Consider the following 15,216-nt stretch of genomic DNA (forward strand, 5'->3'; position numbering starts at 1 on the left):
GATAAACACGACGGCGACGAAGACGGCGTGAGAGCCCTCGACGCTCCCGTCTATAGCGATATACCGTGTTTACATATCATGCAAGAGTCCTATTTTGGATGCGGCGGTGGCGGCCGCCGGAGACGGAGTTAACCGTCCGCGGTTCCAGCCGAACGCATGGACGTTGCGGTTCTCACCGTGGGTAACGAACTCCTCGCGGGAGACATCGAAAACACGAACGCGACGTGGTTAGCCAAGGAACTGTCGAGTCGAGGCGCGGAGGTGGGTCGCATCCTCGTCGTCCCCGACGAGGAGTCCGTCATCGCGGAGACGGTTCGGGAGTGGTCGGCGGCGTTCGACGCCGTCCTCGTCACCGGGGGACTCGGCGGGACAGTCGACGACGTGACGATGGAGGGCGTCGCCGCCGGGTTGGACCGCGAACTCGCGGTCGACCCCGTCGCGAAGGCGGACGTCGAAGCGACGATAGCGAGCATCCTCGAACGGCGGCCGGACATCGACTTCGAGTTGAAACCCGAGTGGTACGCGTCGATGCCGGCGGGCGCGACGCCGATACCGAACCCCGAGGGTCTCGCGCCGGGGTGCGTCGCGGAGAACGTGTACGTCCTCCCCGGAATCCCCGAGGAGATGCGGGCGGTGTTCGGGAACGTCGCCGACGAGTTCGGCGGCGACGTGGCGACGCGGACGCTGTACACCCCGGAACCGGAGGGGGCGGCCGCCGAACCCCTCGCGACGGTCGGCGACCGATTCGGCGTCCGCGTCGGCTGTTATCCGAGCAGGGCCGGACACCGAACGCGTATCAAACTCACCGCGAACGACGAGGAGACGCTCTCGGAGGCGGCGTCGTGGCTGATTGCCAACGCCGGCATCGAGATAACGGAGGAGACCGAGGAGAGAGCGGAGTAGCGACCGAGGGCGGGCGAATCAGCGCGCTTCGACCACGTCGGTCGGGTCGCGCGACCGGATGCTCGGGAGCGACCCCCGCGATTGGATGATGTTGAACGCGGTGACGAGGTCCGACCGGGAGATGAGGCCGACGAGTTCGCCCTCGTCGTTCACGACGGGGAGGCGGCCGACGTCGCGTTCCTGCATGGTTCCGATGGCGTCCATCGCGTCCGCGTCGGGACTGATGGTCTGGAGGTCGTTCGACATCACGTCCTCGACGCGGTAGGCGTCGCGTTCGACTTCGTTGACCGTGCGCGCGTCGTTGAGCGTCACCATGCCGACGAGGCGGCCGTTTCGCATCACCGGATAGCCCGTGTGCCGTTCGGTGAACATCCGGTCCATCAGTTCCGCGACGCTGGCGCGTTCGTCGATGGTGTCGAGTCGTTCGCGGGGCGTCATGATGTCGCGGACGGCGACGTCCTGGAACGCCGCCTTCATCACGGTCTGTTGCGCCTCCGAGGAGGCGCCGATGTAGATGAAGAACGCGAGGGCGACCAGAAACAGGTTCGAGAACAGGCCGACGATGCCGAGAACGAACGCGAACACCTTGCCGACTTCCGCTGCAATCTGCGTGGCTCTGGCGTGCGGGCGCGTCCGGGCCAGGAGGGCGCGGAGGACGCGTCCGCCGTCCATCGGAAAGCCCGGGAGCATGTTGAACACCGCGAGTAGGACGTTCGTCAACGCGAGGTAGCCGAGGACGAACCGCGCCGACGGAATCGCGTCGGGGACGCCGAGGAAGGCGGCGTACGAGGCGACGCCGAGAAGGACGCTCACTATCGGTCCGGCGACGGCGATAGCGAGTTCCTGCTTCCAGTCCTCGGGCATCTCCGCGAAACTGGCGACGCCGCCGAACAACCAGAGCGTGATGGAGTCAATCTCGTAGCCGTAGTGCATCGCGACGAGCGAGTGGCCGAACTCGTGGAGGAGGACGCAGGCGAAAAGCCCCAACGCCGCCGCCGTGCCGAGAATCCACGGCGTCGTCCCGGCGGTGAGTCCGGCGGCGTCGATACCAACCCCGAACACCCCGTTTATCGCCCCGACGAGCTGCTCCACGTCCGACCCGATGAGCCACGCGAAAAGCGGGAGGACGAGGAGGAACGTGACGTCGAGTTTGATGGGGATGCCGAACACGCTCCCGATCCGGATTCCACGCATACCCGGATGTAGTCGCGGACGCCTCTTAAGTCCAGTCGCGCAACAGGTCGCTTCCGCTGTCCGTCGAGCATCTCGGTCGCCGGTGGTAACGCTTAGGCCGCCGGTGCGAGAACGACGAGGTATGAGCGACGCAGACTCGACGCCCGACGCCGACGGCACGTCGGACGCCGACCCGGTCGTGAAGCGAGCCTCCGAGGTGACCTACGAGGAGGTGGACGCCGCCGAGGGGATGTCGAAGGGCGTCTTGCTGGACGACTCCGACGGCGCGCCGAACTTCGCCGTGCGACGGTTCGTCCTCGAACCCGGCGCGTCCGTCCCGAAGCACACGAACGAGGTGGAACACGAACAGTACGTCCTCTCCGGGCGGTACACCGTCGGCATCGAGGGCGAGGAGTACGAGGTGGCGGCGGGCGACTCGCTTCTCATCCCGTCGGGCGCGGTGCACTGGTACCGAAACGACGCCGAGGAGGAGGGGTCGTTCCTCTGTGCGGTGCCGAACGGAGACGACAGCATCGAACTCGTCGAGGAGTGACCGCGTTCGCGTCTTGGCGCGAGCGTCCGTCGTTTGGGTCGAGGTAACACACGTCGATAGATAGACGAATCGCTGAAATACCCCGTCCACGTACGACGAATCGTGTCTCAACAGGTCGGACGCGTCGACACGCTGTTTCTCCACCAGACCGGCGAGAACTACCTCGTCGTCGTCGAACGCGACGGAGAACGCGTGTTCCGCGCCGTGCTCGAACTGAAGGAGACGAACGCCGGTCCCCGACCCGCGAAGTTCCGCGTCAAGCGCGGGTCCAGCGACGACCCCCGGGACCCGAGTCAGTTCGTCGAACTCGCCCGTCGAGCGTCCCGCATCCGCATCTCCCAGCAGACGGCACCCAGCGCCCGCGAGGAGTTGAAGGAGATGCTCGACGGCTACCAGTTGGAGGCGGTGGCGGTCAGGACGTGCCGATACTGCGCCTCGAGCGGTCGCTACTCGCCCATCACCGAGGAGACGGCAATCAAGGCCGACCGCGACCACATCTGTCCGGACTGCGCGAAGCGCGAACTCGAACGCGAACTCGACTTCTCCGGGGCGGGGTCGCTCACCGGCGCGGCGCAGGACCGCCTCGAAGACCTCCTCTTGGAGACGAAGGACTTAGACCGCATCGAGAACCTGCTGAAGGGCGGGTTAGACCCCGACCTGACGCGCTTCGACACTGTGAGTGCGACGACGGACGACATCGACTTGGTGTCGACGTCCACGCTCGACCTGCACCCGAAACTCCAGAACCTCACCGAGGACCGCTTCGACACCCTGCTGCCGGTGCAGTCGCTCTCCGTCGACAACGGCCTCTTCGAGGGCCGCGACCAACTCGTCGTGAGTGCGACGGCGACGGGGAAGACGCTCGTCGGCGAACTCGCGGGGATAGACAGGGCGCTGAAGGGCGAGGGGAAACTGCTCTTTCTCGTCCCCCTCGTCGCCCTCGCGAACCAGAAGCACGAGGACTTCGAGGACCGGTACGGCGACCTCGTGGACGTGACCATCCGCGTCGGGGCCTCCCGCATCAACGACGACGGCAACCGCTTCGACCCCGGCGCGGACGTCATCGTCGGCACCTACGAGGGCATCGACCACGCCCTCCGGACGGGCAAGGACCTCGGCGACATCGGCACCGTCGTCATCGACGAGGTGCACACGCTGAAAGAGGGCGAACGCGGTCACCGCCTCGACGGGATGATATCCCGGCTCAAATACTACTGCGAGAACCGCGCGAAACGCCGCGACAGTTACGGCGGCGCGCAGTGGGTGTATCTCTCCGCGACGGTCGGGAACCCGGAGGTGTTGGCCCGGAGCCTCGAAGCGACGCTCATCGAGTTCGAGGAGCGTCCGGTGCCGATAGAGCGGCACGTCACGTTCGCCGACGGCAGGGAGAAGCCCGAGATAGCGGACAAACTCGTCAAGCGTGAGTTCGACACGAAGTCCTCGAAGGGCTACCGCGGCCAGACCATCATCTTCACCAACTCCCGGCGGCGGTGCCACGAAATCTCCAGAAAACTGCAGTACTCCTCCGCGCCGTACCACGCCGGCCTCGACTACGGCCAGCGGAAGCGAGTCGAACGCCAGTTCGGCGATCAGGACTTGGCGGCCGTCGTCACGACGGCGGCACTCGCCGCCGGTGTGGACTTCCCCGCCTCGCAGGTGGTGTTCGACTCGCTGGCGATGGGCATCGAGTGGCTCTCCGTCCAGGAGTTCGAGCAGATGCTCGGCCGGGCCGGCCGCCCCGACTACCACGACAAGGGGAAGGTGTACGTCCTCGTCGAACCGGACTGCGTCTACCACAACACGATGGAGATGACCGAAGACGAGGTGGCGTTCAAACTGCTGAAAGGCGAGATGGAGGACGTGATGACCGTCTACGACGAGTCCGCCGCCGCCGAGGAGACGCTTGCGAACATCATCGTCGCCGGGAAGCGAGCCAAACGACTCAACGACCGGATGCTCGGCGACGTGCCGACGAAACACGCCGTCGGCAAACTGCTGGAGTGGGACTTCATCGACGGTTTCGAACCGACGCCGTTGGGGCGGGCGGTGGCCCGGCACTTCCTCTCGCCGACGGACGCGTTCCGCATCCTCGACAACATCCGAAACGGCGTCGAACCGTACGACATCGTCGCCGACATGGAACTGGCCGACGAGGAGCGGTAAGCGCCGACGACTAGCCGGCGAGAGACGCGGACTCCCGATGATTTTTCAGCGGACGGTGCGTCCCTGTGCGCGTGGTCTCGATAGCTCCGGGCGTTCTGGTCGTCTTCGCCGTCGTCGTCGTCGCTCTGGTGTTGTTCGTGACGGAGCCCGTCCCCGTCGACATCACCGCCATCGGGGTGATGATGGCGCTGATGCTCGTGCAACCGTTCTCGCAGGTGCTCGTCGGGAGCGTCCTCGCGGAACCCATCGTCTTCTTCGAGGACTACCCGGCGGACGCCCTATCGGGCTTTTCGAGCACCGCGACGCTGACCGTCCTCGCCATGTTCGTCCTGAGCGACGGCGTCCAGCGGACGGGCGTCATCCAACTCGTCAGCGCGAAGATATCCCCGTTCACCGAGGATAGCCTCTTCCGGCAGTTGGGCGCGACCATCGGCGTCGTGGGACCGATATCCGGATTCATCAACAACACCGCCGCCGTCGCCATCCTGCTTCCGATGGTGACCGACCTCGCGGAACGCGGCGGCACGTCGCCGTCGAAACTGCTGCTTCCGCTCTCCTACGCCTCGATGTTCGGCGGGATGCTCACGCTCATCGGCACCTCGACGAACATCCTCGCCTCCGAACTGTCGGGTCGCCTCATCGGGCGGACGTTCACGATGTTCGAGTTCACCGCCCTCGGCGCACTCGTCTCCGTCGTCGGCGCGGCGTACCTGCTGACGATCGGGCAGTGGCTCACACCCGAGCGAATCAAGCCCCGAGCGGACCTGACCGAGGAGTTCGAGATGGCGGAGTACCTCACCGAAGTCGTCGTCCGCGAGGACTCGCCGCTGGTCGGCCAACAGGTCCAGCGCGCCCTCGTGGAGACGGAGTTCGACGTGGACCTCATCCAACTCATCCGCGAGGGCGAGGTGTTCCTCGAACCCCTCGGCCCGAAGGAGATACACGCGGGCGACGTGTTCGCCCTCCGGACGGACCGCGACACGCTCATCGAACTACTGGACGTCGAAGGGTTGGACCTCGTCCCCAACGTCACCGTAGACGAAGAGGAACTCGAAGCGGGCGAGGAGGGACAGAACCTCGTGGAAGTCGTCGTCGCGCCGGGGTCGTTCCTCGTCGGCGAATCGCTCGTCTCCGCGGGGTTCCGTCAGCGCTACGACGCCACCGTCCTCGCCCTCCGTCGGGGCGGGGAGACTATCCACCGGCGGATGGACAACATCCCCCTCCGCGTCGGCGACACCCTCCTCGTGCAGGCGACGACGAACAGCATCGAACGCCTCGACGTGAACCGGAACTTCATCGTCGCTCAAGAGATAGAGCGCAGCGACTACCGCGAGGAGAAGATACCCGTCGCGGTGGGCATCGTCGCCGCCGTCGTCGCCGTCGCCGCCCTCGATATCCTCCCCATCGTCGTCTCCGCACTCGCCGGGGCACTCGCGATGATAGCGACGCGGTGTCTGCGCCCCACCGAACTGTACGACGCCGTCCAGTGGGACATCGTGTTCCTCCTGGCGGGCGTCATCCCCCTCGGCATCGCCATGGAGACGTCCGGCGCGGCGGCGCTTCTCGCGGAGTTCGTCGTTCGGACGGGCGACGTGCTCCCGATGATAGGCGTGCTGGCGGTGTTCTACCTCGTCACCGCCCTGTTGACGAACCTCATCTCGAACAACGCCAGCGTCGTCCTCATGATACCCGTCGCCGTCGAGGCGGCGCAGACGCTCGGGTCGAACGCATTCTCCTTCATCCTCGCGGTGACGTTCGCCGCCTCGACGGCGTTCATGACGCCCGTCGGCTACCAGACGAACCTCTTCGTCTACGGCCCCGGCGGCTACCGCTTCACCGACTACCTCCGCGTCGGCGGCCCGTTACAGCTCATCTTCGCCGTCGTCACGACGGCCGGTATCGCCGCATTCTGGGGGCTGTGACAGCGTCTCTCGTCCGATTCGGGCGAACGAAACGCTTTACACCGGGACGGACAGAAGGGTGTACGAGGGACCGTGGGTTAGCCTGGTATACTTCGGGCCTTGGGTGCCCGTGACCCCGGTTCAAATCCGGGCGGTCCCACTCTTGTGCGAGGAACGGACGTGAGGAGCCAGAAACGAACAGCGGCCGGTTTGAACCAGCGAGCAAATCTCCGATTTGCGAGTGAGGTTCAAATCCGGGCGGCCACCATCTCCCAAAGCAAACAGAGGACACGAGAGACCAAATCGCAGTCTCTCGGGCTCCCTCCGGTATTCCGAATCGCGCCAGGTATTATCTATATACTGAAATAATGTTCGGCCCGCACGTACATAGAGAACCCAAAACGGCCGTAATCCATTCATAGGGTGACGCTAGAGAAACAATCCATGATTGATAGGTTCGCGCGCTTGGCGACCATTCTCGGCGTCCACCCCCTCGCGGCGCGGGGGTACGGACTCGCCAAGGGCGTAGAGTACCGCCTCCACGGCGGGACGTACCCCGTCGAAGTCGGCGGCGCCGCAGCGGAGTTCCACATCCCGACGCGAAACGAGTTCTCCGACTTCGATACGCTCGAAGAACGGCCGGTTCTCGAAGCACTCCTCGGCGAACTCCGCTCGGACGACGTGTTCTACGACGTGGGCGCGAACGTGGGGTTGTACGCGTGTCTGGCCGCCGACGTGGTCGAACCCCCCGTCTTCGCCTTCGAACCCCACCCCGAGAACGCCGACCGGTTGGCGCAGAACGTCGCCACTAACGGCGCGAACGTCTCGCTGTACCGGTGCGCACTCGCCGGCGAGGAGGGGGCGGCCGAGTTGGCACTCGCGTTGGACGAGGTGGGCTCTGCGGGGCACAGTCTCGTCGGCACGCCCGGAAAGTCCGGGTACGGACGAGTCGAAGTGCGGCGGCGACGCGGCGACGAACTCGTCGAGTCGGAGGGACTGCCGAAACCGACGGCGCTGAAAATCGACGTGGAGGGGGCGGAACTCGAGGTTCTCGACGGATTGGCGGAGACGCTTTCGCGCCCCTCGTGCCGCCTCGTCTACTGCGAAGTCCACCCCGAACACCTCCGGATGGCCGGGTCGTCGGTGGCCGACGTTCGGAACAGATTGGAGGCGTTCGGGTTCGCCGTCGAAGACCGATCGATTCGGTCCGAGCAACCGTTCCTCCGGGCCGAGAAGTGACGGCCGTACGTTCATAACCCATCGCGGGGCCACACCCCGCGTGTCACCCGAGTCGATTCCGTTCTCTCACCTCGCCCGCGCGGCGTACTGCCCCCGACAACTGTACTACGCCGAGAAGTACGACGACCACGAACCGCCCGCCGAAGTCGAAGCGGTCCGGGAACTCGCGTTCCGGTACCGCGAACTCCGCGAGGCGCGCGCGGACGAACTCGACGCTCTCCCCGTCGACGCCTCGCCCGCCTCCTACCGCGAGAATCTGGAGACGCTGGCCGCCCGCGACGACTGGGCGGAACTCGCCGACCCGACGACGCGGGACGCGTTCCTCTCGGGGCGGGACTGCCACGGCGTCGCACACAAACTCCTCGACGTCGGGGACGGCCCGCCGGTACCGACCGTCGTCTCGCCGGGGACGCCGCCGGAGAACGGCGTCTGGACGCCCCAACGCGTCCGCGCGGTGGCGGCGGCGAAGGCGCTTGCGTGGGAGCGGGAGCGGGAGATTCCGCGCGCACTCGTGGAGTACCCCGCCCACGGCGTCGTGCGGACGGTTCGGCTCACGACCCGAAACAAGGGCGCGTACCGCCGAACGCTGTGGACCGTCCGTTCGACCGAAGGGGTCCCCTCGCGCGTGGAGAACAGAGAGAAGTGCCGCGAGTGCGCGTACCGAACCCGGTGCGGAACGAAGACCCGGTCGCTGAAGACGATGCTGGGGTTGTGAACCGTCTCGCTACTCCCGTTCGTCCTCGTGGTCGGCCAGCCACGCCTCCACCTCGTCGGCTAACGCGGCGCGTCGGTGGACGACGCCCCGTCCGGGGTCGACGACGGTGCTCGGGAGTCGTTCGTCCTCGCCTTCGTCGGGGGCGAGTTCGCCGATATCTACGATTGCGGCGACGGCCGCCCGCAGTTCGTCGGCCAACTGGTCGGGGTGGGTGACGCTCGGTTCGCCGCTTACGTTCGCACTCGTCGCCGTCACCGGCGTCGGCGCGGCGCGGGAAAGGAGTTCGAGGGCGACGGCGTGGTCCGGGACGCGGACGCCGACCCGGTCGCCGCCCGCCGTGAGTTCGTCCGGCAGTTCGTCGCCGCGTTCGACCACGACGGTGACGGGGCCGGGGAGGAACTCGCGCATGAATCGCTCCTCGAACGGCGTCGCAGAGACGTATCTCAGCGCCGCATCGACGTCCGGGACGGCCATCGAGAGCGGTTTCTCGCGCGGGCGGTCCTTCGCCTCGAAGGCGCGTTCGACCGCCTCGGCGTCCGTCGCGTCCGCGCCGAGGCCGTACACCGTCTCCGTCGGGTAGACGACGAGTCCCCCGTCGCGGACGGCGGCGGCGGCGGCGTCGAGTTCATCGTCGGTAGCCGTGGTGTCGTCCGTAGGCGGCATGGTCGTCCGAGAGGTGGCGGCGGGCGAGAAAAAGCGTGCCGAAGCGGTCAGGCGTGTTCGGCGACGGCGTCTTCGAGTTCGTCGTAGTCGGGGAAGTCCGGCCACTCCGCGGCGATCCACTTGTACTGCACCGTTCGCTCTTCGTCCACGACGAACGCCGCGGGGCGGTGTTCGGTGACGCCGGCCATCCCGTCTAAGTCGTTCTCGATGCCCCACTTCGCGGCGACGTCGGCGTTGGGGTCCGAGAAGAGGCGCGCGTCCACGTCGCGTTGCTCTAAGAACGTCTTGTGCTCGTACGGCGAGGAGATGGAGACGCCGACGGTGGTCAACTGTTCGGGGACCCCCCTGTCGCGGAGTTCGTTCCAGACGTACGTCGAGGGGAACGCGCCGTCGGCGGGGTGGAACACGAGGAGGACCGGTCCCTCCTCCGTCAGTTCGGACAGCGACGCGTCCTGCCAGTACTCGTCGTTGACTAACGGGCGCGTGAAGTCCGGCGCGTCCTCGCCGACGGCGGGGGCGTCCGGTTCGGGAAGTTCGACCACCTCGAAGTCGGGCATCAGGCCGCACCCCCGTCGCCGTACGTCTTTTCGAGGTACTCGACGATGTTCGCCGACTCCGACATCGTGACGCCGGTGTTCTCGTCGATTATCGCGGGGACGGTGCGCTTGCCCGAGATGCGCTTGACCGCGTTGCGGTCCGAGTGCATCGGTTCGACGAACCGAGACTCGTACGGAAGGTCGAGTTCCTGCAGGACCCGAACTACCCGCTCGCAGTAGGGGCACGCCTGCAGGCGATACAGCGTTATCGCCGGGTTGTCGCCTGCCATGGTCGCGTGTACGGACGACGCGTCCCTAAGACCTTCGCTCGCGGGAATCCGCGCCGCGAGCGGCGGTACCCGCCAAAATCGTACGTTCGTGGACTCAAACCGAGGGTAAACCTTAATTCCGGGGCCGGACAAGGGAACGTAGTTGCATGGGTTTGCCGCCGCTATACACATACACCGCCGCCGGGACTACGGTTCCGGGCGGTGCGAGTACGCCCGACGCCCACTCTTTCGTCGGGACCGCATCGGCTACAGCATCGGTGCTCCAATCGGTGCTGCAGTCAGCCCCCATCAACGATACGACCGTCACCGTCGCCGGGGCGGTCGTCATCGTGATACTCATCGGGTTTTCCGGGTTCTTCTCCTCTTCGGAGATAGCGATGTTCTCGCTGGCGAAGCACCGCATCGATTCGCTGGTGGAGGAGGAACTACCCGGCGCGAAGACGGTGCAGAGTCTCAAGTCTAACCCGCACCGACTGCTCGTCACCATCCTCGTCGGGAACAACATCGTCAACATCGCCATGTCCTCCATCGCGACGGCGCTAGTCGGTATCTACTTCGACGCCGGCACCGCGGTTCTCCTCTCGACGTTCGGCATCACGACGCTCGTGTTGCTGTTCGGCGAGAGCGCCCCCAAATCCTACGCGGTCGAGAACACCGAATCGTGGGCCCTCCGAATCGCCCGCCCCCTGAAGTACTGCGAGTACGTCCTCCTCCCCCTCGTCGTCTTCTTCGACTACCTCACCCGCGCGATAAACAAGGTGACCGGCGGTCGGTCGTCCATCGAGACGTCGTACATCACCCGCGACGAGATACAGGGCCTCATCGAGACGGGCGAACGCGAGGGGGTCATAGAGGAGGAGGAACGCGAGATGCTCGACCGCATCTTCCGCTTTAACTCCACCATCGCCAAGGAGGTGATGACGCCGCGTCTCGACATGAACGCCGTCTCGAAGGACGCGACCATCGACGAGGCCATCGAGACGTGCGTGCAGGCGGACCACGAACGGGTCCCCGTCTACGACGGTAACCTCGACAACATCATCGGCATCGTCAACATCCGCGACATGGTCCGCGAGAAGTTCTACGGCGAGGGCGGGGGCGAACTCGCGGACATCGTCCAACCGACGCTCCACGTCCCCGAGTCGAAGAACGTCGACGAACTGCTGACGGAGATTCAGGACAACCGGATGCAGATGGTCATCGTCATCGACGAGTTCGGGACCACCGAGGGCCTCATCACCCTCGAAGACATGGTCGAGGAGATCGTCGGCGACATCCTCGAAGGCGACGAGGAGGAGCCGTTCGAGTTCCTCGACGACCGGACGACGCTGGTCCGCGGCGAGGTCAACATCGACGAGGTCAACGAGGTGCTCGAACTCGACCTGCCGGAGGGCGAGGAGTTCGAGACGCTGGCGGGCTTCATCTTCAACCGCGCGGGCCGTCTGGTCGAGGAGGGCGAGGAGATCGAGTACGACGACGTCACCATCCGCATCGAGCAGGTGGACAACACCCGCATCATGAAGGCTCGAATCACCAAATCGGAGACGCCGCCGGAGGACGAACAGCAGGAGTTAGAGAGCGAACCGTAGCGTCGGCGTTCGAGCGTCTCTTTTAGAGGACCGAACTGACGGCGAGGAACACGCCGTAACTGAGCGCGAACGCGAGGGCGAGCGACCCGACCCACGCCAGAACCGTCTTCAGCATCTTGTCCCGACTGACCCCGCTCCCGCCGGCGGCGTAGCCGCTTCCGATGATGGCGCTGACGATTATCTCGTTGAACGAGACGGGGACGCCGAGCGCGACGGCGGCTTGAGCGATTGCGAAGGAGGGGATCATCGCCGCGATGGAGCGGCGCGGGCCGAGCGAGGAGTAGTCCTGCGCGAGCGCCTTTATCATCCGCGGCGCGCCGGTCCACGACCCCGCGAGGAGCCCGAGTCCGCCGCCGGCGAGGACGACGACGAGCGGAATCGTCACCGCGTCCAAGAGGGGGACGAGCGGTCCGATGGCGAGGCCGACCTGACTCCCGCCGGCGGAGAACGCGACGAGGCCGCCGAGAAAGAGGAGGAAGTGGCGCTGACCCGCGGCCGGTTCCCGCATGTCGAGCGAGACGACGGCCGCGGTGAGGAGCGCGAACAGCAGGGCGATTCCGACCGTCCCGAGGTCGATTCCGGCGACGGTGACGGTCGGGAGGAAACTCGCGGCGTACCCCGCAAGCGACATCCCGCCGGCGTCCGCCGGGCCGAGGAGCGCAAAGCGGATGTTGGCGACGAGGAAGCCGACGATGCCCGCCAGCACGGGGACGGCGACCCGTTCTGACACCGACTCGCTCCGGAGGAGGCGGGCGGTGGCGTAGGCGGTGCCACCGCCGACGAACGGGGTCAGCACCCAGAGGCTCACGATGACCTGATACTTCTCCCACGCGGGCGCGCCCCCGTTGGCCAACCCGACGCCGACGACTGCGCCGGTGACGGTGAACGCCGTCGCGATGGGGTAGCCGGTGAAGACGCCGACGGCGACGAGTGCCGCCGCGGTGGCGAGTGCGACTATCGAGGCGGTGGCGGTGAGGACCGACCCGACGACGAGTTCGTTCCCGACGGCCTGCGTGACGTTCGCGCCCTGCAACACCGCACCAGCGAACCCGAGGAGGCCGACGACGAACCCGGCGCGCATGATGGAGATGGCGTTCGCGCCGACGGCGGGCGCGAAGGGGGTGGAGCCGGACGACCCGGCTCCGATGGCCCACGCCATGAACAGACTCGCGAGCGAGGCGACGACGAGCGTCAGGAGAACTCCTGTAGCCACCATGGCGGCGGGCTACTTCCCCCGGTATCCCTCGTCGAAGCCGTCGCGGAGGCCGGTCAGCGTCCGGCGAACGAAGAGGTACATGAAGAAGACGAAGGCGAGAAGCACCACGACCAGTCCGACGAGGACGGGGTTCCCCGCGACGAAGTCGAGGAACCCATCGACGAGACTCTGTAGCGGACGGGCGAACATGGCCGGGGCTTTCCGGGGGAGAGGTATAGCCGTTTCGCCGCGGCGACGACGACGCCGCCACCGAAAGAGAGAAGAGTAATAACACCCGAGAGGAACGAACGTTCCAGATGGCGGATATTCTCCCCTCCCGACCTGACCCGCCGGACGACGACGACAAGGAGCCTCGCGTGGTGGGGATAGACAGCGAGGGCGTCGAGGACCTCCTCTCGGCCATCTCGTCGGACACCGCGCGGTCGATTCTGGCCGAACTCCACGAGCGACCGGCGACGCCCTCCGAGGTTGCCGACCGGACGGACACGTCGATTCAGAACGCCCAGTACCACCTCGGACGACTGAACGACACCGGTCTCGTCGAGGAGTCCGGGACGGCCTACTCCGAGAAGGGCCGGGAGATGACCGTCTACGCGCCCGCCGACCGCGCCCTCGTCGTCGTGGCCGGACAGGAGGACGACACCTCGGGACTGCAGACGGCGCTGTCGCAACTACTCGGCGGCCTCGGCGTCGTCGCACTCGGGAGCGTCGTCGTGGACCGACTCGCGCGGCGCGGCGGCCCCGCCTTCTCCGTCGGGATGGGGAGTAGCGGCGGCGCGGGCGGCGAATCGGGAGGCGGCACGGGCGGCGACGGGAGCGCCCAGACGGACCTCACCGGACAGAGCGTCGAGACGAACGCGACGACCGAAGGTGCCCGGACGACGGCGGGTGGCGGAGACACCCCCGCGCCGTCGGAAGGCGCGGAGACGGCCGCCGACGCGCCCACGCGGACGCCGACGGACGCGCCGTCCGACGGCGGATTCCGCATCGCGGAGGTGACGGAGACGCCCGAGGAGACGGCGACGGAGGCGGCTCGAACGGTGCGAGAGACGGCGGAGGCGACCCGACAACCGACGGAAGCCGCCTCGACGCGGACGCCCGCGCCCGAGGAGACGGTAACGGAAGCGGCGACCGAGGCGGCGCAGGCCGCCACGGATGCGGCGACCGGGTCCGGCGACCCGGTGGCGACGCTCGGGGCGGCCGTCGCGTCGCTGTCGCCCGGCGAACTGTTCCTCCTCGGCGGGTTGGTGACCGTCGTCGCCGTCGGCGCGTACTGGTGGATTCGGAAGTGAGACGCGCTCCGGGCACTTTTCGGCCGTAGAGCGGTGACGGCGGCGCACCGCGCACCTTTAGCTAAAACGGATGTTTCACTTTACGGAGCCTATATCGTACCGCGGACAGTACGTCGAATCGCAGGTCACACCGCACTTCGGCCCTCCACCGTACCCGAACCGTGCCGAGACCGTCCCCCCCGTTCGGTCTCGTCTGACTCGAATCGCCGGATTCGAACCGTCGTCCCCACGGCGGACCGCACGCCGGTTTCCCCCTACCGGCGACGCGGGCGCGGACCCACCCCCCGTGCCCCACCGCGCCCGCACCGTCCGTCGGCGACGCGACACCGTCCCCCCATCCGTCGTCGCGTCGTCGGGACGACTCGTGCGACCTGTACCCTGTCTCCCCGCGGCCCTCCCCCGGGCCGCGCGTGCCCTGCCCCACGGCACGTTTTCCGTTCTGCGAGCGTTCGTCTCTCACTCCCCAGTCGGCGGTATCGTGAACGTCTCGAACGCGTCGCCGTCGGGTTCGACGAGGCGGCCGCGGACGCCCCCGTCCGGCAAGGCTTCGAGTTCCGCGTGCGCCGCCCGGTGGCCCCGCGGTTGGGCGTGACTCCCCGGATTGAGAAGCGTCACCTCGCCCGTGGCGTCGAACGTCGGTCGGTGACTGTGTCCGAAGAGAACCACGTCCGCGCCGCGTTCCCGCCCGAACAGCGATAGCGCCGTCGGACCGCCGCGGCGGGTGTGGGTCATCGCGAACGTGAGGCCGCCGTAGACGAACGTCCGGGCCTCCGGGAGGCGTTCGCGGATGCCGGCGTCGTCGTTGTTACCGAAGACGCCGAAGAAGCGGTCCGACTCCGCGACGAACTCGTCGAGGACCGACTCGCGCATGAAGTCGCCGGCGTGGGCGACGACATCGGCCTCTCGGACGGCGTCTGACGTGCGGCCGGAGAGGCGGTGCGAGTCAGTGCTGTGCGTATCGGAGACGACGACGAGCATCGAAC

15 protein-coding genes and 1 tRNA gene are annotated in these 15,216 nt (G+C 66.9%); 9 read left to right on the forward strand and 7 right to left on the reverse strand.

Going from position 1 to position 15,216, the window contains the following annotated elements; genetic code table 11:
- The first annotated feature begins 156 nt into the window (after positions 1 to 156).
- Positions 157 to 903 carry a competence/damage-inducible protein A gene (locus tag BLS11_RS13350; protein WP_092538243.1) on the forward strand — a complete coding sequence of 249 codons (747 nt, stop codon included), beginning with the start codon at positions 157 to 159 and terminating at the stop codon, positions 901 to 903.
- Between the two features lie 18 nt (positions 904 to 921).
- On the opposite strand, the gene BLS11_RS13355 is transcribed toward BLS11_RS13350, so the two are convergent.
- A complete protein-coding gene (locus BLS11_RS13355) occupies positions 922 to 2,097 on the reverse strand; it encodes a M50 family metallopeptidase (protein ID WP_092538245.1) in 1,176 nt (391 codons plus the stop codon).
- Between the two features lie 121 nt (positions 2,098 to 2,218).
- On the opposite strand from BLS11_RS13355, the gene BLS11_RS13360 reads away from it, so the two are divergent.
- The 6 genes from BLS11_RS13360 to BLS11_RS13385 all read left to right on the forward strand — a co-directional run bounded on the left by BLS11_RS13360 (position 2,219) and on the right by BLS11_RS13385 (position 8,647).
- Positions 2,219 to 2,629, forward strand: a complete 411-nt coding sequence (locus BLS11_RS13360) for a cupin domain-containing protein (protein ID WP_092538247.1) — start codon at positions 2,219 to 2,221, stop codon at positions 2,627 to 2,629.
- 102 nt (positions 2,630 to 2,731) lie between these two features.
- Positions 2,732 to 4,792 carry a DEAD/DEAH box helicase gene (locus BLS11_RS13365; RefSeq protein ID WP_092538249.1) on the forward strand — a complete coding sequence of 687 codons (2,061 nt, stop codon included), beginning with the start codon at positions 2,732 to 2,734 and terminating at the stop codon, positions 4,790 to 4,792.
- Between the two features lie 71 nt (positions 4,793 to 4,863).
- Positions 4,864 to 6,714, forward strand: a complete 1,851-nt coding sequence (locus tag BLS11_RS13370; protein ID WP_092538250.1) for an SLC13 family permease — start codon at positions 4,864 to 4,866, stop codon at positions 6,712 to 6,714.
- Between the two features lie 66 nt (positions 6,715 to 6,780).
- Positions 6,781 to 6,853: transfer RNA gene (locus BLS11_RS13375), tRNA-Pro, on the forward strand.
- A gap of 284 nt (positions 6,854 to 7,137) precedes the next feature.
- Complete coding sequence (locus BLS11_RS13380) at positions 7,138 to 7,932, forward strand: FkbM family methyltransferase (protein ID WP_092538252.1); 795 nt, start codon at positions 7,138 to 7,140, stop codon at positions 7,930 to 7,932.
- A gap of 40 nt (positions 7,933 to 7,972) precedes the next feature.
- Complete coding sequence (locus tag BLS11_RS13385; protein ID WP_092538254.1) at positions 7,973 to 8,647, forward strand: CRISPR-associated protein Cas4; 675 nt, start codon at positions 7,973 to 7,975, stop codon at positions 8,645 to 8,647.
- A 9-nt stretch (positions 8,648 to 8,656) separates the two neighbouring features.
- Here BLS11_RS13385 and BLS11_RS13390 read toward each other — a convergent pair whose 3' ends face one another.
- The 3 genes from BLS11_RS13390 to BLS11_RS13400 are packed head-to-tail and all read right to left on the reverse strand — an operon-like array spanning position 8,657 to position 10,136.
- On the reverse strand, positions 8,657 to 9,310 hold the full coding sequence (locus BLS11_RS13390; RefSeq protein ID WP_092538256.1) for an L-threonylcarbamoyladenylate synthase: 654 nt from the start codon (positions 9,308 to 9,310) through the stop codon (positions 8,657 to 8,659).
- Positions 9,311 to 9,357: 47 nt separating this feature from the next.
- Positions 9,358 to 9,867, reverse strand: coding sequence for a redoxin domain-containing protein (locus tag BLS11_RS13395; protein ID WP_092538258.1), 510 nt, complete (start codon positions 9,865 to 9,867; stop codon positions 9,358 to 9,360).
- Positions 9,867 to 10,136, reverse strand: a complete 270-nt coding sequence (locus BLS11_RS13400; RefSeq protein WP_092538259.1) for a glutathione S-transferase N-terminal domain-containing protein — start codon at positions 10,134 to 10,136, stop codon at positions 9,867 to 9,869. Before BLS11_RS13400 ends, BLS11_RS13395 begins: the two co-directional genes overlap by 1 nt.
- 146 nt (positions 10,137 to 10,282) lie before the next feature.
- On the opposite strand from BLS11_RS13400, the gene BLS11_RS13405 reads away from it, so the two are divergent.
- Positions 10,283 to 11,725, forward strand: a complete 1,443-nt coding sequence (locus BLS11_RS13405) for a hemolysin family protein (protein ID WP_092538260.1) — start codon at positions 10,283 to 10,285, stop codon at positions 11,723 to 11,725.
- Positions 11,726 to 11,747: 22 nt separating this feature from the next.
- On the opposite strand, the gene BLS11_RS13410 is transcribed toward BLS11_RS13405, so the two are convergent.
- Positions 11,748 to 12,941: an inorganic phosphate transporter gene (locus BLS11_RS13410; protein WP_092538261.1), complete on the reverse strand. Its 1,194-nt coding sequence runs from the start codon at positions 12,939 to 12,941 to the stop codon at positions 11,748 to 11,750.
- 9 nt (positions 12,942 to 12,950) lie between these two features.
- Complete coding sequence (locus tag BLS11_RS13415; protein WP_092538262.1) at positions 12,951 to 13,130, reverse strand: DUF7859 family protein; 180 nt, start codon at positions 13,128 to 13,130, stop codon at positions 12,951 to 12,953.
- Between the two features lie 107 nt (positions 13,131 to 13,237).
- Between BLS11_RS13415 and BLS11_RS13420 the strand changes: the two genes are divergently transcribed.
- Entirely contained in the window at positions 13,238 to 14,233 is a 996-nt protein-coding gene (locus tag BLS11_RS13420; protein WP_092538263.1) for an ArsR/SmtB family transcription factor, read from the forward strand.
- Between the two features lie 456 nt (positions 14,234 to 14,689).
- Here BLS11_RS13420 and BLS11_RS13425 read toward each other — a convergent pair whose 3' ends face one another.
- Complete coding sequence (locus tag BLS11_RS13425) at positions 14,690 to 15,211, reverse strand: metallophosphoesterase (RefSeq protein ID WP_092538264.1); 522 nt, start codon at positions 15,209 to 15,211, stop codon at positions 14,690 to 14,692.
- Positions 15,212 to 15,216: the final 5 nt, after the last annotated feature.

Origin of the sequence: Halopelagius longus (assembly GCF_900100875.1) — an archaeon.
Classification (GTDB): Archaea; Halobacteriota; Halobacteria; order Halobacteriales; family Haloferacaceae; genus Halopelagius; species Halopelagius longus.